16 protein-coding genes are annotated in these 23048 nt (G+C 68.0%); 9 read left to right on the plus strand and 7 right to left on the minus strand.

What is annotated here, in order from left to right; all coding sequences use genetic code 11:
* Positions 1-279 precede the first annotated feature (279 nt).
* The 6 genes from hpnA (at position 280) to MFF58_RS24950 (ending at position 7310) form a co-directional block, all read left to right on the plus strand.
* The gene (gene hpnA / locus MFF58_RS24925; RefSeq protein ID WP_238291726.1) at positions 280-1308 is read left to right on the plus strand and encodes a hopanoid-associated sugar epimerase; all 1029 of its coding nucleotides are present in this window, start codon (positions 280-282) and stop codon (positions 1306-1308) included.
* Positions 1305-2201, plus strand: a complete 897-nt coding sequence (gene hpnC, locus MFF58_RS24930; protein WP_238291728.1) for a squalene synthase HpnC — start codon at positions 1305-1307, stop codon at positions 2199-2201. Before hpnA ends, hpnC begins: the two co-directional genes overlap by 4 nt.
* Positions 2198-3049 carry a presqualene diphosphate synthase HpnD gene (gene hpnD, locus MFF58_RS24935; RefSeq protein WP_238291730.1) on the plus strand — a complete coding sequence of 284 codons (852 nt, stop codon included), beginning with the start codon at positions 2198-2200 and terminating at the stop codon, positions 3047-3049. The genes hpnC and hpnD overlap by 4 nt, the downstream gene beginning before the upstream one ends.
* Positions 3049-4350 carry a hydroxysqualene dehydroxylase HpnE gene (hpnE, locus tag MFF58_RS24940; RefSeq protein ID WP_238291732.1) on the plus strand — a complete coding sequence of 434 codons (1302 nt, stop codon included), beginning with the start codon at positions 3049-3051 and terminating at the stop codon, positions 4348-4350. The genes hpnD and hpnE overlap by 1 nt, the downstream gene beginning before the upstream one ends.
* A 42-nt stretch (positions 4351-4392) precedes the next feature.
* Positions 4393-6390 carry a squalene--hopene cyclase gene (gene shc / locus MFF58_RS24945; RefSeq protein ID WP_238291734.1) on the plus strand — a complete coding sequence of 666 codons (1998 nt, stop codon included), beginning with the start codon at positions 4393-4395 and terminating at the stop codon, positions 6388-6390.
* 221 nt (positions 6391-6611) lie between these two features.
* Complete coding sequence (locus tag MFF58_RS24950; RefSeq protein ID WP_373323385.1) at positions 6612-7310, plus strand: phosphorylase; 699 nt, start codon at positions 6612-6614, stop codon at positions 7308-7310.
* A gap of 142 nt (positions 7311-7452) precedes the next feature.
* Here MFF58_RS24950 and MFF58_RS24955 read toward each other — a convergent pair whose 3' ends face one another.
* Positions 7453-8988 (minus strand): Do family serine endopeptidase, encoded by a 1536-nt coding sequence (locus tag MFF58_RS24955; RefSeq protein WP_238291738.1) that lies wholly within the window; start codon positions 8986-8988, stop codon positions 7453-7455.
* Positions 8989-9302: 314 nt separating this feature from the next.
* Here MFF58_RS24955 and MFF58_RS24960 point away from each other — a divergent pair, with 314 nt between their 5' ends.
* Entirely contained in the window at positions 9303-9857 is a 555-nt protein-coding gene (locus MFF58_RS24960; protein ID WP_238291740.1) for a hypothetical protein, read from the plus strand.
* A 182-nt stretch (positions 9858-10039) separates the two neighbouring features.
* On the opposite strand, the gene MFF58_RS24965 is transcribed toward MFF58_RS24960, so the two are convergent.
* From MFF58_RS24965 to MFF58_RS24985, 5 genes are all read right to left on the minus strand, one after another.
* Entirely contained in the window at positions 10040-12757 is a 2718-nt protein-coding gene (locus tag MFF58_RS24965) for a valine--tRNA ligase (protein ID WP_238291742.1), read from the minus strand.
* A 113-nt stretch (positions 12758-12870) separates the two neighbouring features.
* Positions 12871-13464 carry a PopZ family protein gene (locus tag MFF58_RS24970; protein WP_238291744.1) on the minus strand — a complete coding sequence of 198 codons (594 nt, stop codon included), beginning with the start codon at positions 13462-13464 and terminating at the stop codon, positions 12871-12873.
* A 122-nt stretch (positions 13465-13586) separates the two neighbouring features.
* Positions 13587-15185, minus strand: coding sequence for a TolC family outer membrane protein (locus MFF58_RS24975; protein WP_238291746.1), 1599 nt, complete (start codon positions 15183-15185; stop codon positions 13587-13589).
* A 517-nt stretch (positions 15186-15702) separates the two neighbouring features.
* On the minus strand, positions 15703-16776 hold the full coding sequence (locus MFF58_RS24980) for a hypothetical protein (RefSeq protein ID WP_238291748.1): 1074 nt from the start codon (positions 16774-16776) through the stop codon (positions 15703-15705).
* Positions 16777-17049: 273 nt separating this feature from the next.
* Entirely contained in the window at positions 17050-18555 is a 1506-nt protein-coding gene (locus MFF58_RS24985) for an oligosaccharide flippase family protein (RefSeq protein WP_238291750.1), read from the minus strand.
* A gap of 30 nt (positions 18556-18585) precedes the next feature.
* Between MFF58_RS24985 and MFF58_RS24990 the strand changes: the two genes are divergently transcribed.
* On the plus strand, positions 18586-18891 hold the full coding sequence (locus MFF58_RS24990; RefSeq protein ID WP_238291752.1) for a hypothetical protein: 306 nt from the start codon (positions 18586-18588) through the stop codon (positions 18889-18891).
* Positions 18892-19161: 270 nt separating this feature from the next.
* Here the strand turns inward: MFF58_RS24990 and MFF58_RS24995 are convergent, their stop codons facing one another.
* Complete coding sequence (locus MFF58_RS24995; protein WP_238291754.1) at positions 19162-20256, minus strand: acyltransferase family protein; 1095 nt, start codon at positions 20254-20256, stop codon at positions 19162-19164.
* 786 nt (positions 20257-21042) lie between these two features.
* On the opposite strand from MFF58_RS24995, the gene MFF58_RS25000 reads away from it, so the two are divergent.
* Complete coding sequence (locus MFF58_RS25000; protein WP_238291756.1) at positions 21043-22953, plus strand: HAD-IIIC family phosphatase; 1911 nt, start codon at positions 21043-21045, stop codon at positions 22951-22953.
* Positions 22954-23048: the final 95 nt, after the last annotated feature.

Below are 23048 nucleotides of genomic sequence, written 5' to 3' on the forward strand. Positions count from 1 at the left end.
CGATGACGCTGCCGGACGCCTACCAGGATCACGACAGCCCCGAGAAGATGTACGCCGAGGCCGGCCTCGACGCCGACAGCATCGTCAAAACCGCCCTCACCGCACTGCCGGACCGGAAGGAAAGCCGCTCGCGCCTGCGGCTGGCCTGAGATCCGGCGCCCGCCACGCGACGGGGGCATTCCGCCGCGTCGCTTGCCGCCTGGGCGGTTCGATGACACAAGCGCGGCGCGGCTGGGGATCCCCGGCCGCGCTGGTTTTCGGTAACCCTCCAGATCCCTGATGGCAGAGGCCAAAACCGCCGGCTCCCTCGAGGTCGGCCCCGTGCTGATCACCGGCGCGAGCGGCTTCCTCGGTTCCGCCCTGGTCGACGTGTTCCGCCGGGCCGGCTTCCCGGTGCGCATCCTCGTGCGCGCATCGAGCCCGCGCCGGAACCTCACTTGGACCGACGTTGAGATCGCCGAGGGCGACATGCGCGATCCGGCCGCGGTGGCGGCGGCCATGCGCGGCCAGCGCTACCTGATCCATGCCGCGGCCGATTATCGGCTCTGGGCACCGGACATGGAGGAGATCGTCCGCACCAACCGTGACGGCACGCGCCTGATGATGCGCGCGGCCCTGGAGGCCGGGGTTGAGCGGGTCGTCTACACGTCGAGCGTCGCGACGATCCGACCGCCGGCCGATGGGGTGACCCCCTCCGACGAGACTATGCCGCTGACGCCCGAGACCGCGATCGGCGCCTACAAGCGCAGCAAGGTCGTGGCCGAGCGGGTGGTCGAGGAGATGGTCGCCCGCGACGGGCTGCAGGCGGTGATCGTCAATCCCTCGACGCCGATCGGCCCCCGCGATGTCAAGCCGACGCCCACCGGTCGCATCATCCAGGAGGCGGCGCTCGGCAAGATGCCGGCCTTCGTCGATACCGGCCTCAACCTCGCCCACGTAGACGACGTGGCCCACGGCCACCTCTTGGCGCTCTCTAAGGGGCAGATCGGTGAGCGCTACATCCTCGGCGGCGAGGACGTGTTCCTGTCGCAGATGCTCGCCGACATCGCCGGCATGGTCGGGCGTAAGCCGCCGACCGTGAGCCTGCCGCGGGCCGCCGTCTACCCGGTGGCGTTCTTCGCGCAGCTCGCCGCGCGGGTCACCGGCCGGCAGCCCTTCGCGACGATCGACGGGATCCGCATGTCGCGCTACCGGATGTTCTTCTCCGACCGGAAGGCCCGGGCCGAGCTCGGCTACACGGCCCGGCCTTATCGCGAGGGGTTGTCCGACGCGATCACGTGGTTCCGGCAGGCGGGGTACCTCGCATGAGCACCCTCGAATCCGCCACCGCGACGCGCTCCGGCAAGGGGCATCGCGACGAGAATTTCCCGGTCGCCTCGCACCTGATCCACCCGCGCCACCGCGGCGCGATCCTGGCGTTCTACAACTTCGTCCGCGCCGGCGACGACGTGGCCGACCACGCCACGCTGGCGCCCGAGCGCAAGATCGAACTCCTCGATCGGCTGGCCGATTCGCTGACCGGTGCCGGCCCCTCCGACCCGGAGGCGGAGCCGCTGAAGCGCGAGCTCGCCGCCCGCGCCCTGCCGCCGCGCCACGCGCTGGAATTGCTCGACGCCTTCCGGATGGACGCGCGCAAGAGCCGCTACGCGAACTGGGACGAGCTGATCCATTATTGCCGCTACTCGGCCATGCCGGTGGGACGCTTCGTCCTCGACGTGCACGGCGAGGATCCGGCCCGGGTCTACGGACCCTCCGACGCGATCTGCGCGGCCCTGCAGGTGATCAACCACCTCCAGGATTGCGGCAAGGACTTTGCGGCCCTCGACCGGGTGTACATCCCGCAGGATTGCCTCGACCGGCACGGCGCCACCGTGGCGATGCTGGGCGAGACCCAGGCGCCGCCGCAGCTCCGGGCGGTGATCCGCGAGCTGGGGCAGAAATGCCTCGACCTCCTCGACGAGGGCGCTGTGCTGCCGGACCTGATCGACGACCTGCGCCTGTCCCTCGAGATCGCCGCGATCCACCGTCTCGCCGTGGTGCTGAGCCGCGGTCTGCTGGAGCGCGATCCGCTCTCGGAGAAGGTCCATCATGGCAAGGCCGCCTTTGCCCTGACGGCGCTCGGCGGCGTCGCCGCCACCCTGGCACGCCGGCCCTTCCGCGGGCGGACGGTCCGGGCTGCGACCCAAGGAATCCGCTCGTGAGCGCCACCGCGACTCCCGCCTCGACCCCGGAGAGCGCAGCCCCGGCGCTGCCCGCCGCCGGCTCCTCGTTCTACACGGCCATGCGCCTGCTGCCGAAGGAGCGGCGGGAGGCGATGTACGCCGTCTACGCCTTCTGCCGCGCCGTGGACGACGTCGCCGACGACGGCGGTACCCGGGCCGTCCGGCAGGTCGAACTCGACCGCTGGCGGGCTGACATCGACGCCCTCTATGCCGGCCGCCCCGCGCCGCGGGTGCGCGACCTCGTGGAGCCCGTGCGCCGCTTCGGCCTCAAGCGCGAGGATTTCCAGGCGGTCATCGACGGCATGGCCATGGACGCCGTCGAGGACATCGTCGCCCCCGATGCCGAGACCCTCGACCTCTACTGCGACCGGGTCGCCAGCGCGGTCGGGCGGCTGTCGGTACGGATCTTCGGCATGCCGGAGGCGGACGGCATCCGGCTCGCCTGGCACCAGGGCCGGGCGCTCCAGCTCACCAACATCCTCCGCGACATCGATGAGGACGCCGAGCGCGGCCGCCTCTACCTCCCCCGCGAGAAGCTTCAGGCGATCGGCCTCGCCGATCCCACGCCGGTCGAGGCCATCAGCCACCCCCGCATCGGCGAGGTCTGCGCCTCCCTCGCCCGGGAGGCCGAGGACCATTATCAGGCGACCTGGGAGATCATCCGGCGCAGCCCCCGCAAGGCGACCAAGGCCGCCCGGCTGATGGCGGCGGCCTATCACCTCTACCTGAAGTCGGTGCTGGCACGCGGCTGGGCGATGCCCCGCGCCCGGGTGAAGCCCGGCAAGCTCGCGCTGCTGGGCGTCGTCCTCCGTCACGGCTTGCTCTGATGAAAACCGTCCACGTCGTCGGCGCCGGCCTGGCCGGCCTCTCCGCGGCCGTCGCACTCGCGGATTCCGGAGCCCGTGTGGTTCTGCACGAGGCGGCCAAGCAGGCGGGCGGCCGCTGCCGCTCGTACTATGATTCGGCCCTCGGCCTGACCATCGACAACGGCAATCACCTGCTCCTCTCGGGCAATGCCGACGCGCTGGGCTTCCTCAGGACCATCGGCGCACCCGACGACGCCCTGGTCGGGCCGGACGCCGCCGAGTTCGACTTCGCCGACCTCAAGACCGGCGAGCGCTGGCGCCTGCGGCCCAACGCGGGGCGGCTGCCCTGGTGGGTGATGAGCCCGGCCCGCCGCGTTCCAGGCACGAAGGCCCTGGACTACCTCGCGCCGCTCGGCATCCTCCGGGCCGCCGCCGGCAAGGCGGAAGGGGCGGGCGGCACGATCGGCGCGCATATGGCCTGCGAGGGCGCGCTTTACCGGCGCCTCTGGCACCCGGTGCTGCTGGCCGCCCTCAATACCGAGCCGCGCGACAGCGATGTCGGGCTGGCGGCACGGATCCTGCGCGAGACCCTGGGTGCCGGCGGGAAGGCCTGCCGGCCCCTCGTCGCCGTCGAGGGGCTGTCCTACGCCTTCGTCGATCCGGCGATTCGCTTTCTGACGACCCGCGGCTGCGAGATCCGCCTCGGACGGCGCCTGCGCAGCCTCGACCTCGCGGACGGACGCGTCGGGCGGCTGGTGTTCTCGGACGGTCCCGAGAGCCTCGGCCCGGAGGACAGCATCGTGCTGGCGCTGCCGCCGTGGGTTGCCCGCGAGGTGTTGCCCGGTCTCCACGCTCCGATGGAATTCCGATCCATCGTCAACGCCCATTTCGCGCTGGTGCCGAAGCCGGGCAGCCCGCTCGTTCTCGGCGTCGTCAACAGCCTGACGGAGTGGCTTTTCGCCTATCCCGACCGATATTCGGTCACGATCAGTGGGGCCGACAGGCTCCTCGAGGTGCCGCGGGAAGACCTCGCGCGACAGATATGGGCGGAGATCGCCGAGCTCTGCAACCTTGCACCCGACCTGCCCAGCTGGCAGATCGTAAAGGAGAAGCGTGCGACCTTTGCGGCGACACCGGCGGAAGCCGCGCGGCGCCCGAAGGCCGAAACCGCCTACGACAATCTCGTCCTGGCAGGCGATTGGACCGCGACCGGCCTGCCGTCGACGATCGAGGGAGCGATCCGTTCGGGCCAGACGGCCGCGCGCTCTCTGCGCGCGGGACCTGCCGCGCGCGCCGGAACCCGGATGCGCGGCGCAGCTTGAGGCATGGCGTCCGCCGCGAGGCGGTCGTTCGAGGCGAGGACTATGAGAGAGGCCGTAAGCAAAGTCGAGGCGCTGCAGCGCTCGAAGACGCAGGGGATCTCGCTCGACGACGTCGAGCGCGGCGTGGTGCAGGCGACGCGCGCGCTGATCGACCTGTCGCATGACGACGGGCACATCTGCTTCGAGCTCGAGGCGGATGCGACGATCCCGTCCGAGTACATCCTATTCCACCATTTCCGCGGCACCCCGGTCCCCGGCGACCTCGAGGCCAAGATCGGCAACTACCTCCGGCGTACCCAGGGCCGGCACGGCGGCTGGGCCCTCGTCCACGAGGGGCCGTTCGACATGAGCTGCACGGTCAAGGCGTATTTCGCCCTCAAGATGATCGGCGACGACATCGAGGCCCCGCACATGCGCCGGGCGCGCGAGGGCATCCTGTCCCGCGGCGGTGCGGCCAACGCCAACGTCTTCACCCGCTTCATGCTGGCCCTCTACGGTGAGGTGCCGTGGCGCGCCGTGCCGGTGATGCCCGTGGAGGTGATGTTCCTGCCGAAGTGGTTCCCGTTCCACCTCGACAAGATCAGCTACTGGGCCCGCACCACCGTCGTGCCGCTGTTCGTGCTCCAGGCAACCAAGCCGCGGGCCCGCAACCTGCGCGGCATCGGCGTGCAGGAACTGTTCGTGACGCCGCCCGAGAGCGTCCGCTCCTGGCCGGGCTCCCCCCATGCCACGTGGCCGTGGACGCCGATCTTCGGGTTCATCGACCGGATGCTGCAACGGGTGGAGAACCATCTGCCGCGCAAGAGCCGGCAGCGTGCCATGGAGAAGGCGCGCGCCTGGGTGAGCGAGCGGCTGAACGGCGAGGACGGGTTGGGGGCGATCTTCCCCGCCATGGTCAACTCGGTGCTGATGTACGAGGTGATGGGCTACCGGCCCGATCACCCGCAGGTCCGCGTCGCCTGCGATGCCATCGAGAAGCTGGTGGTCGAGAAGGCCGGGGAAGCCTACGTCCAGCCCTGCGTGTCGCCGGTGTGGGACACGGCCCTCGCCAGCCACGCGCTGCTGGAGGCCGGCAGCCCCGAGGCCGAGGCCCAGGCCCGCGCTGGGCTCGACTGGCTGAAGCCCCGGCAGGTGCTCGACATCGTGGGCGACTGGGCGGCGCGCAAGCCGAAGGTCCGGCCGGGCGGCTGGGCGTTCCAGTACGCGAATGCCCATTATCCCGACCTCGACGACACCGCCGTGGTGGTGATGGCCATGGACCGGGCCATGCACCAGCACGGGCTCGTCGCCGGCATGCCGGACTACAAGGCCTCGATCGCCCGCGCCCGCGAGTGGGTCGAGGGGCTGCAGTCCGAGGATGGCGGTTGGGCGGCGTTCGACGCCGACAACAACCACATGTATCTCAACCACATCCCGTTCTCGGATCACGGCGCGCTGCTCGATCCGCCCACCGCGGACGTGACTGCCCGCGTGGTCGGCATGCTGGCCCAGCTCGGCGAGACCCGCGAGACCTCCCGGGCGCTGGACCGCGGCGTGAACTACCTCCTGAACGACCAGGAGGAGGACGGCTCCTGGTACGGCCGCTGGGGGATGAACTTCATCTACGGAACGTGGTCGGTGCTCTGCGCCCTCAACGCCGCCGGTGTGGATCCCGCGGATCCGCGCATCCAGCGTGCCGTGTCCTGGCTGATCCGCATCCAGAACCCGGACGGCGGCTGGGGCGAGGACGCCAATTCGTACAAGATTGATCCCGCCTTCGAGGCCGGTTCCTCCACGGCCTCGCAGACGGCCTGGGCGCTGCTCGCGCTGATGGCGGCGGGGGCCGTTGACGATCCGGCCGTGACCCGGGGCATCAACTTCCTCACCCGCACGCAGGGCGCGGACGGGTTCTGGAAGGAGGAGCGCTATACCGCCACGGGCTTCCCGCGGGTGTTCTATCTGCGGTATCATGGCTACCCGAAGTTCTTCCCGCTGTGGGCGATGGCGCGTTTCCGCAACCTCAAGCGGACCAACAGCCGGCGCGTCCAGTTCGGCATGTGACGCTGCGGGCCGGCCTCAGGGCCGGCTCTGCTTCGCCGGATCCCAGCGCGTTCGAGTGTCCCGACGACCGACCCGCGAGCCCCGGTATCCGAGACTTGGCCTCCTCTGACGATGATCCCGCGGGACCGGGCGATCCCCACCCCGTGCCGGATCGATCCGCGGCCGCGCCGCGGCGCTCGCGCCTGCTTGCCGACCTCGCCGGACTGGTTCACCAGCGCGCCATGATCGATCCCGCCGCGCCCGTCCTCGCCGTCACCGGGCTTGCCCGCGAGCGCCGCATGGCGGCCGGGGAGGGGGTCGAGGCGGTGGGAGCCGGCGGTAATCCGCACCGGCTCCGACAACTCCTGGATGCTCGCGTGCCGCCCGCCTGCCGGGCGGTGATCAGCTTCGGGATCGCCGGCGGCCTCGATCCATCGCTCAAGCCCGGTGACGTCGTCGTGGGCACTGGCGTCGTCGGCGAGGATGGGCGGCGCGCCGCCGATCTCGAGTTGTCGGCCGCGCTCCTCAACATCCTGTCCGGTGTGGGCCCCCGCGTGATCCCGGCGGATCTGGCCGGCGTCGATACGGCCATCCTCGCCGTGGAGGGCAAGACGGAGCTGCGGGCTGCGACGGGCGCGGCGGCCGTGGATATGGAATCCCACGTGGCCGCGTCCTTCGCGGGCCGGCACGGCCTGCCCTTCGCGGCGCTACGGGTGATCTGCGATCCGGCCGGGCAGGCGCTGCCGGCCTTCGCGGCCGAGGCGCTCACCGCAGACGGCGAGCCCGATATCGCCGCCGTGTTCTTCGCCTTCGCCCGCGGCCGGGCGCGGCTGGGCGACCTCATGCGGCTCGCCCGGGATTCGAACGCGGCCTTCGCGGCGCTGGGACGCTGCCGGAGCCGGCTCGGACCGGGGTTGGGCATCCCAGCGCCGGAGCGCTGAAGCCCCATCGAGGACCGTCCCGCTTCGCCCGCACGGGCGGTCGGTTCGAACATACGAAAATGCGCCGGCCTGTTCGGCCGGCGCCAGTCGAGGGTCACCACGAGACGGCGCGGGAACGGGGCCCGCGCCGGGAGAACCGGCCTCAGCCGGCGTTCTTGCTCAGCGACACCGCCACGAAGCGCGTCTGACCCTTGCCGCTCTTGACCCGCATCAGCACGGCCTTGCGCCCGCTCGATTCGGCGGCTCGGATCTGCGTCGCGACATCTCCCGGCCGGGACACGCTCTGCCCGCCGACGTCGAGGATCACGTCGCCCGCCTCGATGCCCTTGGCGGCGGCCGGCCCGTCGGGGTCGACCTGAACCACGGCAACGCCCTGGTCCGACAGTCCGACCTCGGAGGCCGGCGCGAGCTGCAGGCCGAGCCGTGGCTGGCCGTTACCCGAGGCGTCGTCGTCGCGGCTCGCCACCTTGGTGCCGTCCGTGGGCATCGCGCCCAGCGTCACCGTGGCGGTATCGGCCTTGCCGCCGCGCAGGTAGCTCAGCTCGACCTTGGCGCCGGGCTTCATGCCGGCGATCTTGCGCGAGAGTTCCCGGGCGCTGTCCACCGTGTCGCCATTGACCTTCTCGATCACGTCGCCGGCCTTCAGGCCGGCCTTGGCCGCCGGGGTTCCGTTCTCGGCATGGTCGACCAGGGCACCCTTGGCCTTGTCGAGGCCGAGGCCCTCGGCGATGTCCTGCGTCACCGGCTGGATCTGGACGCCCAGGTAGCCGCGGGCCACCTTGCCGTCGGTGCGGAGCTGCTCGACCACCGCCTGAACGGTCTCGGCGGGAATCGCGAAGGCCAAGCCGACGCTGCCGCCCGACGGGGACGCGATGGCGGTGTTCACGCCGACCACCTCGCCGTTGACGTTGAAGGTCGGGCCTCCCGAGTTGCCCTTGTTGATCGGAGCGTCGATCTGCAGGAAGTCGTCGTAGGGGCCGGCGCCGATGTCGCGACCGCGGGCCGAGACGATGCCGGCGGTCACCGTGCCGCCGAGGCCGAACGGGTTGCCGATCGCCACCACCCAGTCGCCGACCTGCGGCGCGGCCTTGCCGAACTGCACGTAGGGGAAGTTCGAGCCCTCGTTGATCTTCAGCAGGGCGACGTCAGTCTTCGAATCCTTGCCGATCACCTTCGCGTCGAGGGTGCGGCCGTCGTCGAGCGTCACCTGCACGGTCTTGGCGTGATCGACCACGTGGTTGTTGGTCACCACGTAGCCGTCGGCCGAGATGATGAAGCCGGAGCCGACCGCGCCGCGCGGGCCCTGACGCTGGGGCTGCATCCCGTTGGGACCGTTCTGGCCGAAGCGGCGGAAGAATTCGCGCAGCTGCGGCGGCACATTCTGGAGGTTGCGGCCCTGGCTCGGTCCGTCCTCGTCGTCGCCGTTGCTGCTCGCCGAATCGTCGAGCTTCACCTTCACCGAGACGACGCCCGGCTTCACCTTGTTGACGATGCCGGCGAACGAGCCCGGCGGATGCTCGGGAGCCTCGATGGGGGTCTTGGGCAGGGCCTGGGCGTAGGCCGGGGTGGCGGCCGGCAGGTAGCCGCTGCCGAGGGCACCGCCGGCGATCAGCGCGGCGGCGGCCACGGAAGCGAGGGCGCGGCGCGAGGTGCGGACTGAGGGACGGGTCTCGGTCATGGGGGTCTGAAACCTCTCGGGACTGATCTGGACGATGCCGGCTCACGCGGCGGTCGATGGGATCTGTCTAGGGGATGGCCCCTGACCCCGGCGTGGCGGTCACATTACGGATCGGACAGGTGGCCGGCCGGAGGCCCTGGCCGACTCACCGCGCGCGGCCTCCGGAGTGGGTTTGAGCCGCATCCAAGATCGGCCGCTCGGTGTGGAAACCTTCGTAGCCCGTGCCGCCCGTCACATGCGCTGGGGCGGAGCCACGTCAGAATCTGGCGTGATCCGCCGGCCTATCGTCAGCAGCGGACCGGCACGATGTGGCGGTGGCCGATGCGGCGGGCGCCATGACGCGGATCCTGTTCGCGACGGCCATGCTCCTGGGATCGACCGTGGGGATCGTGGCGGCCGGGATCGATTCCGATTACCGCAGCTACTTCGACGCGAAGCCTTCCGTGACCGAGGGGGCGAAACCGAAGGGCTCGCAGAACAAGTCCCTCTCCGTCCGCGAGATCGACAGGCGCCGCCTGGACGATGATCTCGCCATCCGGACGGTCAAGCCCCTGAAGCCCGGATACCGCAACCAGACCGGGATCGACGTGCCGCCCGATTATTCCTCGCCTCCGCGTGAGCGCGGGTACGACGGCTTCGGAAGTTCGGCCAGGTCCGGCTCGTACGGCAGTGCGAACGCACCCAATCCCTTCACCGGGAGCCTCGGCACGCGCCGGTCGCGCCCGGCTGCGGGAGCCAGCCAGCTCTTCCGTCGATACCGGCAGGTCGACACCCGCAAAGCCCGTCCCCTGGCCATGGAGCGCGTGCTCCGCATTGACGTGCGAGACCCCGGCGGACTCGAAGCCGGAAGCCCGCTCGACCGATCCTGATCGGACGATACGATCGCGCATCGACGCACCCCCGCATCGCGACGCGCCGGGCAATCGGAGATGACCCGGCCGCGAAAGGGGGGATACCCGATCGCCCGGCGACGTTCGGATCGCACCTTCCGGCGGCTGCGCAGCACCTCAGGACGGGACCAAGAATTGGAGGTCCTGAGCCGATCCCGCGCTCAGGTGCCGCTCAGCCGGGCCAGGGCCTCCTCGAGTTTCGCGAGGCGCACCGTCTCGCTCTCGCGCCGCTCGCGGTTCTCCTCGATGATCTCCTCCGGCGCGCGGGCGACGAAGTCGGCGTTGCCGAGCTTGGCGTCGATCTTCTTGATCTCGCCCTGTGCCTTGCCCTGCTCCTTCTTCAGACGCGCGACCTCTGCGGCGAGATCGACCACGCCTTCCAGCGGCAGGGCGGCGACGCTGCCGCGCACCAGCAGCTGAACCGAGTTCTTCGGCGGCGTCTCCGCGAAGTCGATCTCCGACAGCCGGGCCAGGCGCAGAAGCGTGTCCCGCCAAGCCTCGACCCGCGCCCGGACATCGGGGCTTGCCCCGACCAGCACCAGCGGGATCTGCGCGGCGGCGGGGACGTTCGTCTCCGACCGCGCCGAGCGGACTTGGCTGACCAGCTCGACCACGAACCCGACCTCGGCCTCGGCGGCGGCATCGGCGAGGCCCGCCAGATCCGGCCAAGCGGCGAGGGTCAGGAGGCCGCGCTCCGCCAGCCCCGCCCCCTTGATCGCCCACAGCTCCTCGGTGAGGAAGGGCATGAACGGGTGCAGCAGCTTGGCGACCTGGTCGATCAGGAACGCCACGGTCGCCTGCGTTTCCGTCCTGATGGCGGGCTCGACACCCTCACCTTGGAGCACGGGCTTGGCGAGCTCGAGATACCAGTCGCAGAAGATGTTCCAGACGAAGCGGTAGGCGGCGCCCGCCGCGTCGTTGAAGCGGAAGGCCTCCAGCGCGGCGGTCACCTCGTCGACCGCCCGGGCGGCCTCGGTCAGCGCCCAGCCATTGATCGCCCCGGTGACCGAACGCGGGTCGAAGGCGGGGTCGAGGCGGCAACCGTTGAGTTCCGCGAATCGGGCGGCGTTCCAGAGCTTGGTCGCGAAGTTGCGGTAGCTCTGGACCCGGTCGGCGGACAGCTTGATGTCGCGGCCCTGGACGGCAAGCGCGCAGAGGGTGAAGCGCAGGGCGTCGGCGCCGACCTGATCGATCAGCTCCAGCGGATCGACGACGTTGCCCTTCGACTTCGACATCTTGGCACCCGACGCGTCCCGCACCAGGGTGTGCAGGTAGACCGTGTCGAAGGGCGCCTGGTCGGTGAGGTGCAGGCCCATCATCATCATCCGGGCGACCCAGAAGAACAGGATGTCCTTGCCGGTCACCAGGGTACTGGTCGGGTAGAACCGGGTGAGTTCCGGGGTCGAATCCGGCCAGCCGAGGGTCGAGAACGGCCAGAGGGCCGAGGAGAACCACGTATCGAGGACATCCTCGTCGCGGGTCAGAGGCACCGGCCGGCCATGCTTCGCCTCTGCCGCGGCAGAGGCCGCAGCCTCACTCTCGGCGACGAAGATGCCGCCCTCGGCGTCGTACCAGACCGGGATCTGGTGGCCCCACCAGAGCTGGCGCGAGATGCACCACGGCTCGATGTTGGTGAGCCACTGGAAGAAGATCTTCTGGTAGTTCTCGGGGACGAACTTGGTCTGTCCGTCGCGCACCGCCTGGAGGGCGCGCTCCGCCAGGGGCTTGACGTTCACGTACCACTGGTCGGTCAGGTACGGCTCGATGACCACGCCCGAACGGTCACCGTGCGGGACCGCGTGGGTGTTCGGCTCGGTCGCGCGCAGGCGCCCGCGCGCCTCCATCAGCGCGACGACCTCCTTGCGGGCCTGCGCCCGGTCGAGGCCGTGGAGCGCCAGGGCCTCGGGCTCCGGGGACGTTCCGTCGAGGAAGTCGGCGTTGCCCTCGAGCAGCATCCGGCCCTCGGGATCGAGGACGTTGATCAGGCCGAGCCCCTGCCGGCGGCCGACGTCGAAATCGTTGAAGTCGTGCGCCGGCGTGATCTTGACCGCGCCGGTGCCCTTCTCGGGGTCCGAGTATGCGTCGGCCACGATCGGGATCAACCGGCCGACCAGCGGCAGGCGCACCCTCTTGCCGACGAGCGCCGTGTAGCGCTCGTCCTCGGGATGGACCGCCACGCCGGTATCGCCCAGCATCGTCTCGGGGCGGGTGGTCGCCACCGTGATGATCTCGCCGGTCTCGGCGCCTTCCGCGTCCACCACCGGGTAGTCGAAGTGCCAGAGATGGCCCCTCGTCTCGATCTGCTGAACCTCCAGATCCGAGATCGCGGTCTGGAACTTCGGATCCCAGTTCACCAGCCGCTTGTCGCGGTAGATCAGGCCCTGCCGGTGCAGATCGACGAAGGTCTTGAGGACGGCGCGGCTCAGGCCCTCGTCCATGGTGAAGCGCTCGCGGGACCAGTCGCAGGAGGCGCCCAGCCGCTTCAGCTGGTTGACGATCGCGCCGCCCGATTCGGCCTTCCAAGCCCAGACCTTCTCGACGAAGGCCGCGCGGCCGATCTCGCGGCGGCCGGGCTCCTGGCGCTCCATCATCCGCCGCTCGACCACCATCTGGGTGGCGATGCCGGCATGGTCGGTCCCGGGCTGCCAGAGCACATCCTTGCCGCGCATGCGCTCGAAGCGGCAGAGGATGTCCTGCAGGGTGTTGTTGAGGGCGTGGCCCATATGCAGCGAGCCCGTCACGTTCGGTGGCGGGATCACGATGCAGTACGGCGGAGCTCCGGCGCGCTCGGGCTGGCCGGCGCGGAAGGCGTCCGCCTCGGCCCAGGCGGCGGAGATCCGCGCCTCGACGGAGGCGGGTTCGAAGGTCTTGTCCATCATCGCGGATACGGGCCGGCGCTTGTCCAAACGGGGTTGGCCCCGCTTTCGACCGTCGCGCCGCTCCCGTCAACACGCGGACGGCGACCCGCGGCCGCCGTATCCAGCCCGCCGGCTCAGCGGCCGCGCGAGACCCGCTCGATCTCGGCGCGCACGAGGCGCTCGACCACGGCCGGCAGGTTGTCGTCGAGCCAGGATTTCAGCATCGGCCGGAGCATCTCCTTGACGAGATCCTCCAGCGTGCGGGCATTCTGCGTCAGCACCGTGTGGGCCAGCAGGTTGAACGCACCGCTGACGCTGGCGTCGGTAGCCGGAGAGACGAGGGCGTCCGGCTCGGGCTGTGGGGCCTGAAAGAGCGGCTGCGGCGGCGGGCTCGGCGGCGCCGGCGGTTCCGGGATCGGCTCGGGCTCAGGCTCAGGCTCCCGCGCCACGGGAATGGGATCGTCGAAGTCGATCGCGTCGAAATCGAGCACGGCCGGCTCGGGCTCAGGCGCTACGACGCGGGGCCGCATCACCGGCTCGGCGACCTCGGCGAGATCGAGGACATCCTCGGGTTCGGGCGCGACCGTTTCAGCCGGCTTCGTGGCCTGATCGTCGGCGATGATCCGCCGGATCGAGGCGAGGATCTCCTCCATCGAAGGCTCGTGCGCCTTGTCGGCAGCCTTATCCTGGAACTTCGAATCCGGGATCTTGGGGCTTGCTGCACTCATCGGCAGGCGCACTCGGACGTGGGAGACTGGAATGCGACCCGAACGGGTCGCTGTTCAATCAGTATTCCATGCCGTTTCGTTGCGGCAAGCGCGCCCGCACCACACTCCCCGTGGAAAAGACCTCAGCGCCCGTCCGGCGTGCGCAGGCCGAACCACAGGTCCTTGACCTGATCGTAGTGCACCTTGGCGCTGTAGTACTCGACCGGCAGGGCCGTGAAGCGCGCCGTCAGCTGACCAATGGCCTGCACGACACCGTAGGAATAGATCACCCGGTCCCGCTGGGCGACGATCAGGTTCACGCGCGAGGTGAGGAGTTCCTGCTGCGCGTTGAGCACGTCGAGGGTGGTGCGCTGGCCGACGCGCGCTTCCTCGCGCACGCCGTTGAGCGCGACCTCGTTGGCCTGGACCTGAGCCTGGGCGGCGATGACCTGCGCCTTGGCGGCCTCGAGCCGGCCCCAGAAATCCACGACCTGCGCGCGGACCTGATCGCGGACCTGATCGACCTGGATGCGGGTCTGGCCGACCGTCTCCTTGGCCTGCCGGATCTGCGCGTAGGTCTGACCGCCCTCGTAGATCGGGATGTTGAGCCGGCCGCCGACGAAACCGATGAAGAAGCTCGAGTTCGGGCCGTTCTGGTCATAGAGCTGACTGAGGGAGCCCTGCAGGCTCACGCTCGGGGCCAGCTGGCCCTCGAGCACCTTCACCTGCGCTTCGGCGGCATCCACGGCGTGGATGGCCGACACGATCTGCGGATGCTCGCGCAACCCGACGGCGATGGCCGCGTCGAGGCTCGCCGGTACGAACCGATCCAGCGGCCGGCCCGGCGCCAGCTGACGCGGCTCGACGCCGATGTTCTGGCGGTAGACGCCGATGCTGGTGCGCAGGGCGGACTCGGCGACGCTGACCTGCGAACGTGCGCCGGCGAGGCGCGCCTCGGCCTGGGCGACGTCCGTGCGCGTGACCTCGCCGACGTTGAAGCGGTCGCGCGTCTGCCGGAGCTGCTCTTCGAGCACCTCGACGTTGTTGCGGTTCAGCTCCAGCGTCGCCGTGTTGCTGAGCACGTTCATGTACGCCTGAACGGCGTTGTAGAGGACCGTGAGCTCCGTGTAGCGGAGCGTCTCGCGCTGGCTATAGACGGTCGATTCGGCGCGTCGGGTCAGGTTGTCGGTCTGAAAGCCGTTGAAGAGCGTCTGCGAGACCGTCAGGCTGGCGCTGCTCGGAAGGTAGGTCGTCCGGATCGTCCGGCTCGACGTGATGGTCTGGGAGGCAATCTCCGGGGACGCCCCCCCGACCGAGCCCGCACCGCCGACCGCGGTCTGGCCGGCACCGCCCGTGGCGAACGAGCCGTTCGTTCCGAGGCCGGTCGTGCCTGCCGCGGTGCCGATCCCTGTCGACGTTCCGAGGCTCGCCCCCGCCCCGGCCGTTCCCCCGCCCAGAGCGGCGCCGGTGCCGGACGTCGTCCCGCCCGCGGCGGTGGATCCGGCAACGTTCGTCACCGCGCTCGCGGACCGGGTCTGGAGGTACTGGACGCCGATCGCGGCGCCCACGTTGACCTGGGGGCGATACCCGGATTGGGCGATGGCGACGTTCTCGTCGATGGCGCGCACGCCGGCGCGGCTCGCGTTGAGCGACGGATTGCCTTGGTAGGCCTTCGCGAGCGCGCTCTCCAAGGTCTCGGCCGCGGACGGAGTCGCCGCCAAGATCGCGAGCGCGGAAACCATCCCGACTCGGCGGAACCTCAGGCAACTCGCTTGTGGACGCAGTGTCACGATGAACAAGCCCTTGCGGTCTCTTTGGAGCCGGATCTCCGAAACGAAAACGGCCAAGGTGCGGCGTTCCGTTGGTATCCGATCAAGCCCGCCCCACCGTCACGCTTAGCTCAAATTTGGCCCTTTGACTCGGTCGCAGCCGTCCGCGACGTCGGAATGTGCAGGGTTGGGGCAATAAGGTGACACATCCCTATAGCCCACCCTATTGCCCGCGGCGGGTCTGCAATCAGCCCTGCCTGGGTGCGGGGCTGGCGGCATTCTCCGACGCTGAAACTGAATTTGCGGTCGCGATTTGCCGCGAGGGCGGTTGTGGCGGCGGCGGGGCGCTTCGGCGCATCGCAAGGGGGGCTCCGGAGCGCCCGGCTCGAACGCGGGCGGCGGATGGCTGGCTCACGACGACCGCGGGCCTTCCCGGGCGTGGCGGGGATCATCGCCCCCGGCTCTCCCGCGACGGGATCGGGATGGGCGTTCAGGACGCGATCACCGCATCGAACTGGGCTTGACTGAGCGCGATGATCTTCTCGTAGCCCGCCGCCAGATTGGCTTGGAACCGGTGGACCTCGGCGAGATCGAGTTCGGCGGAGCGGAGGAAATGCAGCAGGCCCTCCCGGTCATCGAAGAAGTACCCGAAATCCCCGATGATGCCGGTCAGTTCTTCGCCGAAATCCGTCCTCAGCCCGATCATGGGCGTGCCGGTGAGGAGCATGTCCATCATGGCTCCGCTCGCCTGCAGCCGGTAGGGATCGCTCGGAAGATGCAGGAAAAATTCCGCCTGGGCGATCTGGTTGAGGCGATCCGTGTACTCCATCAGGAACGTCTTCTTGTTGTTGGCTCCTTCGAACTTGTTCGCGAGCACGACGACCTCGAAGCGGCGAGCCTCCGGAGCGATGCGTTCAAGGTTGCTCAGGAGTTCCTGGTTTCCGGGCAGGAGGGCGTGCCAGCCGGGGATGAAGAGGACCCGCGGTGTCCGAGATGCGGAAACGGCGGCGCTGCGCCTGTCTTCCGTCAGCGGCGCGATGCCCACCGGGTGGATGATGGAGATGATGCTGCCCGGTCTGGCGAGGGAGCCGATCATAGCCTCGATGTTGGCGCGGATCCTGCTCCCCAAGACGACGAATTTGACCCGCTCCGAAGTTCGAAAGAGCAGGTACCACTTCATCAGGGTCTTGATGCGCCACGCCTTCTTCGGCCCGACCGCGTTCACGAAGTGGCTGTGCAGCATCCAAAGGATCGGTTTCCTGCTCGCTCTCCAATGGAAAATGACCATATAGGCGAACAACAGATATTCGACATTCGTAAAAATGATTTGGTCGAATTGCCTGCCTGCGATTACCTGCCGAATCGTCTTCCTGATCTCGGACCTGCGGTGCCAGGGAACAAAGGTAATCTGAGCGCTGATGTCCGGTCCGAGATACTGCTTGAGCGCGTCGCAGTGCGTCGCCTCGGCGATCAGGGTCACGCGCTCATGCCGCGAGACGGCGAGGCGCGCGATCCCGGTGTTGACCAGGAGATGCGACTGACCGACCACCGAGGGGTCGATCAACAAAGCGCTTCGCTCGCCTGAAGGAGCTGGATGACTCGGCATAGTCAAGACCTCGGCGAAAATGGCTTCGGAATGATGAACGAAGCCGAAGACCGTTGGACGGTCTCGACCCGGTACGTAGAGCCATTCGCGGACTCATGCAGCGGGCCGGTGACCGGATTTGTCGAGCGCTGAAGGCATGTCCCGTCCATGGACCGAATGCCTCCGGCACCTCTCCCGCTGATATGTTTTATTATCGGTTCACGCGGCGCATGATCGCCACGCCGGGCGGCCTCAACGATCCTTCTTGATCATCCCGGCCATCGAGGATCTCAGGAACGTGAACTCGCTCCTGAGGTTCTTGCCCTCGATCGCGAACATGGCCGCGAAGTAGGCGATGGCCGCCGCGAGAATGGCGCCGCAGAGCACCACGAGACCGTTACCGGCCACATGCAGGACACTCCAGCAGACGATTCCGCTGATGAGCGCCGCGACGAAGGATCCAGCCATTTCCTTGCCGATCGTGAGGAGGCGCGCATCGGCGACGCGCACGACGAAGCCGCAGACGACCACGGCGTAGAGCACGTTGGATATGGTCACCAGCCACACGGATTCCCAGGCCGGCAGGAAATGGCCGGTCGCCACCGCTGCCACGCGGCCGAGGCCGAGCAGCACGGTCGTCAGGAAGAAGGTCAAGTTGGCGTTGAGGGCCAGCAGCAGCGCGGTCCCCATCGAGGCCGTGGTGCTGAGCGCGTAGCCCGGGGCGAGGATTTGCAGAAAGACCCCGGCTTGCGCCCATGTCGGGCCGAGGGCCTGCGCCAGGATCTCCGGACTGGCGGCCGTCAGGACGGCCGCGGTCGGGAACGTGACGAACGCCATGAGGCGGCAGACCTTGTAGTAGATCTGCAGCAGTCGTTCGTGCTGCTCGCTGAGGGTCTGCGCGTAGAGGGCTGACCAGGTCGGATTGCTGAACGCCTCGAACAGGAAGCGCGGAACTTGATTGGCGAAGTTGTAGGCGCCGAGGACCCCTGCGCCGAAGGCGTTGCCGAACAGCACGCTTTCCCCCGAGCGGCACGCGAGGTCGGCGACCCGCCCGCCCATCAGGATCCCGCCCGAGGACAGATGGCTCAGCATCGCCGAGGGCCGAAATATCGCCGCCGGCCGCTCGAAGGCGTACAGATTCAGGATGATGGCGCGGACGATGTAGACGGTCAGAAATTGGAACGCCAGGCTCTTGGCCCCGAAGCCCATCACGCCGAGCGTCACGGCGCAGGCCGCGCCGGCCACCGTGGCGGTGAAGTCGGCGATGGCGCAGGCGACGAGATTTCCGCTTCGCGTCAGGCGGGCGACGGGCAGCACCGCGAGGCTGAAGAACGGGAAGCTCATCGCCAGGATAAACATGAGCGTGTTGAGCTGCGGCTCGGACGAGGCCAGCGACAGCAAATACCCGGAGGCGATCACGACCACGGACAGCACCAGTCCGAATCCCATCAGCACCCAGAAGGCCGTCGACCAGACCTCCGGCGCGTTCGTCCGGTCCCGGGCGAGGGATAGGCCCACGCCGCCGTCAGCGATCGCGGCCAGGAACGCCACCACGGGGACGGCAAGGGCGTAGACGCCGAACTCCTTCGGGCCCAGCAGATGCGCCATGAGCGGAAGAAGCGCGAGTTGGATGAGGATCTTGACGATGCTCACCGTTCCGCCGGACCCGATGTTCCTCAGGAACAGGGTCGTCCGCTCGTGCGGCTGGGTGGCGGGAACGATATCGAGATCGGGATTCGGCACAAGGCCGCCATCCATCACCAGTTCGGGTGCGAGGGGGATAGGCCGGTGCGGTTGAAGCTTTGGCGCGCGGTTGGCGACATACTCGGTTTCCACGCAAACAATAGCCTGTTCGAGCTCTTTGATGTCCTGGCTCCGGCGGTGCACCACACTTGTATCGTGCGGGTCCTCGAAATTCAGAACGATCTGACGAGCATATTGGTAGATCTCATTGCGTTCAGCAATCGCACAATCACCCACGGAACCCATGGCATCTTGAATGATGGTGTAGAATTCTTCACTCCGGGGTGTTTGCGCCATCACGACACTGCTCTCAAGTCGCCTCTGGGATGCCTGGAAATGCCAAGCCGTTGATCGTGCGATAGCATTGGCTTCTCAGCAGGCTCGCCGCGCCGTACTCGGCCGGCGGAGAGCCGAGGCGGGTGCACGGCCGACGCAACTGTCCCGCTCCATCTGGGTCGGGCCGGTCGAATTTGGAGGCGGTTCAGTGATCTCCCGTGGGACGGCGACATCTGCATCGGGGTGCGATGCGACTCATCGGGCGCGCCTAAGGCGAGCCCGTGGGCGGTTTGTCTGATCATCCCGCTCGGCCCCGGTACCGGTCTCAACCTCTCGCGCGAAGCCCTAGGCGCCCAACCGTGTCGGCGTGCCGGGTAGCGGACGCAACCGCCGCCACCAAGCTGTCGTGACGGCACGAACCGGCTCGTCGAAGATCCTCAAGGCCATCATGCTCGCCAGCGGCAGCACGATCAGGAGAATGGCTGCTTCCGCCATGAAGTTCGTCGTCTTGAAGACGATTTGATAGGCGCCGTTCATCCAGCAGAAGATCGGATAATGGAGGATATAAATCGGATACGAGATCGCTCCCAGCCAGGTCGCGATCAGGAAGGTCCGTCCGGTGATGCGGACCCGTGCCGCCGTGACCACCAGCGCCGGTGAGAGCAGCGCGATCCAGGCGAGTTCCAGGGGCCACGGCATCAGGTATGGCAGAGGTAGAGCGAAGGTGACCACCATGAGGGCGAAGCACGCCCGGAAGACCGCCTTGCCGAACGCCGCGAGCTCGACAGTCCCTCTATGCTCGGTCAGGGTGAACAGGATCACGCCCGCGTAGAAGGAGTAGAGCACGCGCGGCAGTCCAAGCCAGAAGGTGCCGGCCGTGTCGCCGCCGATCCCGAACAGGGCGAGATAGGCCAGGGAGACGCCCGCGACGACGTAGTTCAGGCCGCGCCAGCGGAGGCGGCTCGTCAGGTACCAGGCGAGGTTGGCGAAGAGTTCGAGCCAGATCGTGTATTGCGGTCCGTTGAGCGGGAATAGCTGCGGACCGCCGATGGCGGGGGACGCGCCGAAGAACGGGACGCTGATCAGGTTGAGCGTGATGGCGGTGACCAGTTCGGCACCGAAGGTTGCGTCCCGACCCTGAAGCGTCCGGGCCCAGATGTACGACCCGCTGATGACCGTCGCTACGACCACCAGGGGCATAAGCCGGATCAGTCGGCTGATCATGAAGTCCGGCAACGTCATCCCGGCGGCGAAGCGGTCCGCGTACGCGCTGGCCAGCACGAAGCCGCTCAGGCAGAAAAATAGATCGACCGCGAGGCCTGCATTGACAGCATAGCCGGGACCCAGCAGCCAATGCTGGACGTGATAGACCAGAACGAAAAAGGCGGCGATGCCCCGAATGAGATCGAGGGTGGGGTAGTATCGTCGGCTATCTGGCACTGGGCACCACGTCGATTTCTTCCGGCAACGGCCGCTCCGTCACGCGAAGTCGCGCCGTCGAGCGTGCCGGAGGCATGAGAGCGGCCCCGATCTCAGAGGCGCCGGCACGGTGCATGCGGGTCCGCATGCTGTGGTCGACGGACCTTCCCCGCGGGCCGAGGGACGGACGGCATGGTGGTTGCGGGACATTGGCTCGCGATCACGGAAAATTCTGAGTCCCAGGTGTCGCCTTATCGGTCAAGATGGGACCGGTCGATATCACACGGATGCAATACAGGCATATCAATAATGCGGTTACGCTCGCACCCCTCGGTCGGCCGGGGAATGGCCGGCACCCCGCAATCGCTTCGATCCGCTCCCGATCTTGATGACGACGCAATACCTTCGCGCTGGCGACGTCTCAACCATTCCGCTTCTCTCCGAAAAGCCGAGACGGCCGAGCGTGACCATCGGCAGGTTCAGGGTCGAGAGGCGTGGAGAAATCAGCAGTTTCAATAACCTGCATCATGGCGTCTCGACGCGTTAACCACCCGGCTCGTCGGCGGCGCGATTTAGATCGGCTGCTTGTAAGCTAAGCAGAATGCCTAGGGTTGTCTTCCCGGCATGGATAATTTACTCTGATTCTAATGACACTTATTGAACTCTAGGCCCAGGGAACAGCCTTCAATATTATTGTAGGTATTTGCTTTGCCCTAAGGTTAGCTGATCTCTGCGGCCTCAAACTCCGTCGGGATCGTCAAGTCGAGCGGGTTTCTGCAAACGAAAGGGTGATGAGCGAGAGGCCGAATGCAAACCAACATTTTCGAGACCCTCGATTGGTTGCCGGACGCGCCGGAGGATTTCCGTCAGCGCTGTCGAGTGTTGGCCGCCGACGCTGATGCGTCCGGGCGGGACGTCTACGCGCTCGCCAGTGCCAGATTGGACAACAACAAGCTGCGGGTTCTGGGCGGGGTCATCACGGGACTGATCGCGACCGGCGTGACGCTCACGCCGCTATCGCCGTTCAAGCTCGGTCTCATCGGAACGGGTACGACCGATCTCCTGCTGCCGCCGATGGTCGCGAGTGCGGCGCGGCACGGGATCGCCCTGCAGGTGGTCGCGGGCCATTACGAGAGCGCGCTCCAGGATGCGCTCGACAGTGGCTCCGGCATCAACGTGTCGCGACCCGATGCCGTCCTGATCGCGCTCGACCATCGCAGCCTCCCGATCTCGACCGTGCCGGGTGAGCCGGAGCGCGCGGAGCAGATCGTGGAGGATTGTGCGCAGCTCTACGCCGCCATCTGCGGCGCAGTGCGTCAGCACGGCGGCGCCTTCTGCATCCTCCAGACCCTGGCGAGCCCCCCGGAAGCGGTTTTCGGAAGCCTCGACCGCTCCGTGCCCGGGACGCTGGATTGGATCATCCACCGGGTCAACGAGCGCATCGTCGAATTGGCCCAGCGCGACGGGAATGCCCTGTTCGACGTGGCCCGACTCGCGGCGGTGGTGGGAACCGGCAACTGGTTTTCCCCACAGGAATGGAACGTCGCCAAGCTTGCCTTCTCGTACGACTGCGTACCTCTCTATGCGGATAGACTCGGCAGCCTTCTAGGCGCGCTGCGCGGCAAATCCCGGAAGTGCCTCATCCTCGACCTCGACAACACGATGTGGGGAGGCGTAATCGGCGATGACGGCATGGCCGGGATCAACATGCGCCAGGGGGACGCGACCGGTGAGGCGCACTTGGCCCTCCAGCAGGCCGCCCTCGAGCTGCACAAGCGCGGGATCCTGCTGGCGGTGAGCTCCAAGAACACCGACGACGTGGCCCGGGAGCCCTTCCGGACCCATCCGGAGATGCTGGTGCGCGAGAAGCACATCGTCGCGTTCCAGGCGAATTGGCGGGACAAGGCATCGAATATCGCCGCGATCGCGGAGGAGCTGAATATCGGTCTGGATGCGCTCGTCTTCATGGACGACAACCCCGTCGAGCGGGACCAGATCCGGCAGGCGCTGCCGCAGGTCCTCGTGCCGGAACTGTCGAGCGATCCCTCCGACTACGCGCGTCGGATGCTCGCGACGGGGGCGTTCGAGGCTGTCGCGTTCCTGCAGGAGGACAAGGGTCGGTCCGAAGCCTACAAGGCGAATGCGCAGCGGCTCGCCCTCAAGAGCGACGCCATCAACATGGAGGATTACCTCGCCTCCCTGGAGATGGAGATCCATTTCGATCGGTTCGACGAGACCGGCCGGAGCCGGATCGCCCAGCTCATCAACAAGAGCAATCAATACAACCTGACGACGCGGCGTTATACAGAGAGTGAGGTGGCCCAGCTGGAGGTCGATCCCCGGGCCTTCACCCTACAGGTCCGCCTGAAGGACAAGTTCGGCGACAACGGGATGATCAGCGTCATCATCTGCCGCGCGGAAGGGGACGACACTTGGCGGATCGACACGTGGCTCATGAGCTGCCGCGTCCTGGGGCGGCAGGTGGAGCATATGGTGCTGCAGGAAATCTTGCATCACGCGCGAGCCGCCGGCGTGCGGAGGCTCGTCGGTGAGTGGCGGCCCTCCGGCCGCAACGACATGGTGCGCGATCACTACGGCAAGCTCGGCTTCGCTCCCGACGGTGCGGGACCCGAGGGGAGCACGCTCTGGACGCTCGCGGCCGACCATGAAGCTCCCAGGCCGCGGATGACGGTCATCCGCACGGGCGTGCCCGTCTAGGGCATGCTCAGCGATCCGCAGATCGCAGGGACGCTTCAGACGACCGACTTCGCTGTACCGTCCGCCGCGTGCGCTCCCGCCCGGCGGACGGTACG

It is taken from the genome of Methylobacterium longum (genome assembly GCF_022179385.1).
Classification (GTDB): Bacteria; Pseudomonadota; Alphaproteobacteria; order Rhizobiales; family Beijerinckiaceae; genus Methylobacterium; species Methylobacterium longum.

Excerpts from the sequence above, each read along its gene's own strand:
- hpnA (WP_238291726.1), top strand. The coding sequence starts at position 280 with ATGGCAGAGGCCAAAACCGCCGGCTCCCTCGAGGTCGGCCCCGTGCTG.
- hpnC (WP_238291728.1), top strand. The coding sequence starts at position 1,305 with ATGAGCACCCTCGAATCCGCCACCGCGACGCGCTCCGGCAAGGGGCAT.
- hpnE (WP_238291732.1), top strand. The coding sequence starts at position 3,049 with ATGAAAACCGTCCACGTCGTCGGCGCCGGCCTGGCCGGCCTCTCCGCG.
- shc (WP_238291734.1), top strand. The coding sequence starts at position 4,393 with ATGAGAGAGGCCGTAAGCAAAGTCGAGGCGCTGCAGCGCTCGAAGACG.
- MFF58_RS24950 (WP_373323385.1), top strand. The coding sequence starts at position 6,612 with ATGATCGATCCCGCCGCGCCCGTCCTCGCCGTCACCGGGCTTGCCCGC.
- MFF58_RS24955 (WP_238291738.1), bottom strand. The coding sequence starts at position 8,988 with ATGACCGAGACCCGTCCCTCAGTCCGCACCTCGCGCCGCGCCCTCGCT.
- MFF58_RS24965 (WP_238291742.1), bottom strand. The coding sequence starts at position 12,757 with ATGATGGACAAGACCTTCGAACCCGCCTCCGTCGAGGCGCGGATCTCC.
- MFF58_RS24970 (WP_238291744.1), bottom strand. The coding sequence starts at position 13,464 with ATGAGTGCAGCAAGCCCCAAGATCCCGGATTCGAAGTTCCAGGATAAG.
- MFF58_RS24975 (WP_238291746.1), bottom strand. The coding sequence starts at position 15,185 with ATGGTTTCCGCGCTCGCGATCTTGGCGGCGACTCCGTCCGCGGCCGAG.
- MFF58_RS24985 (WP_238291750.1), bottom strand. The coding sequence starts at position 18,555 with ATGGATGGCGGCCTTGTGCCGAATCCCGATCTCGATATCGTTCCCGCC.
- MFF58_RS25000 (WP_238291756.1), top strand. The coding sequence starts at position 21,043 with ATGCAAACCAACATTTTCGAGACCCTCGATTGGTTGCCGGACGCGCCG.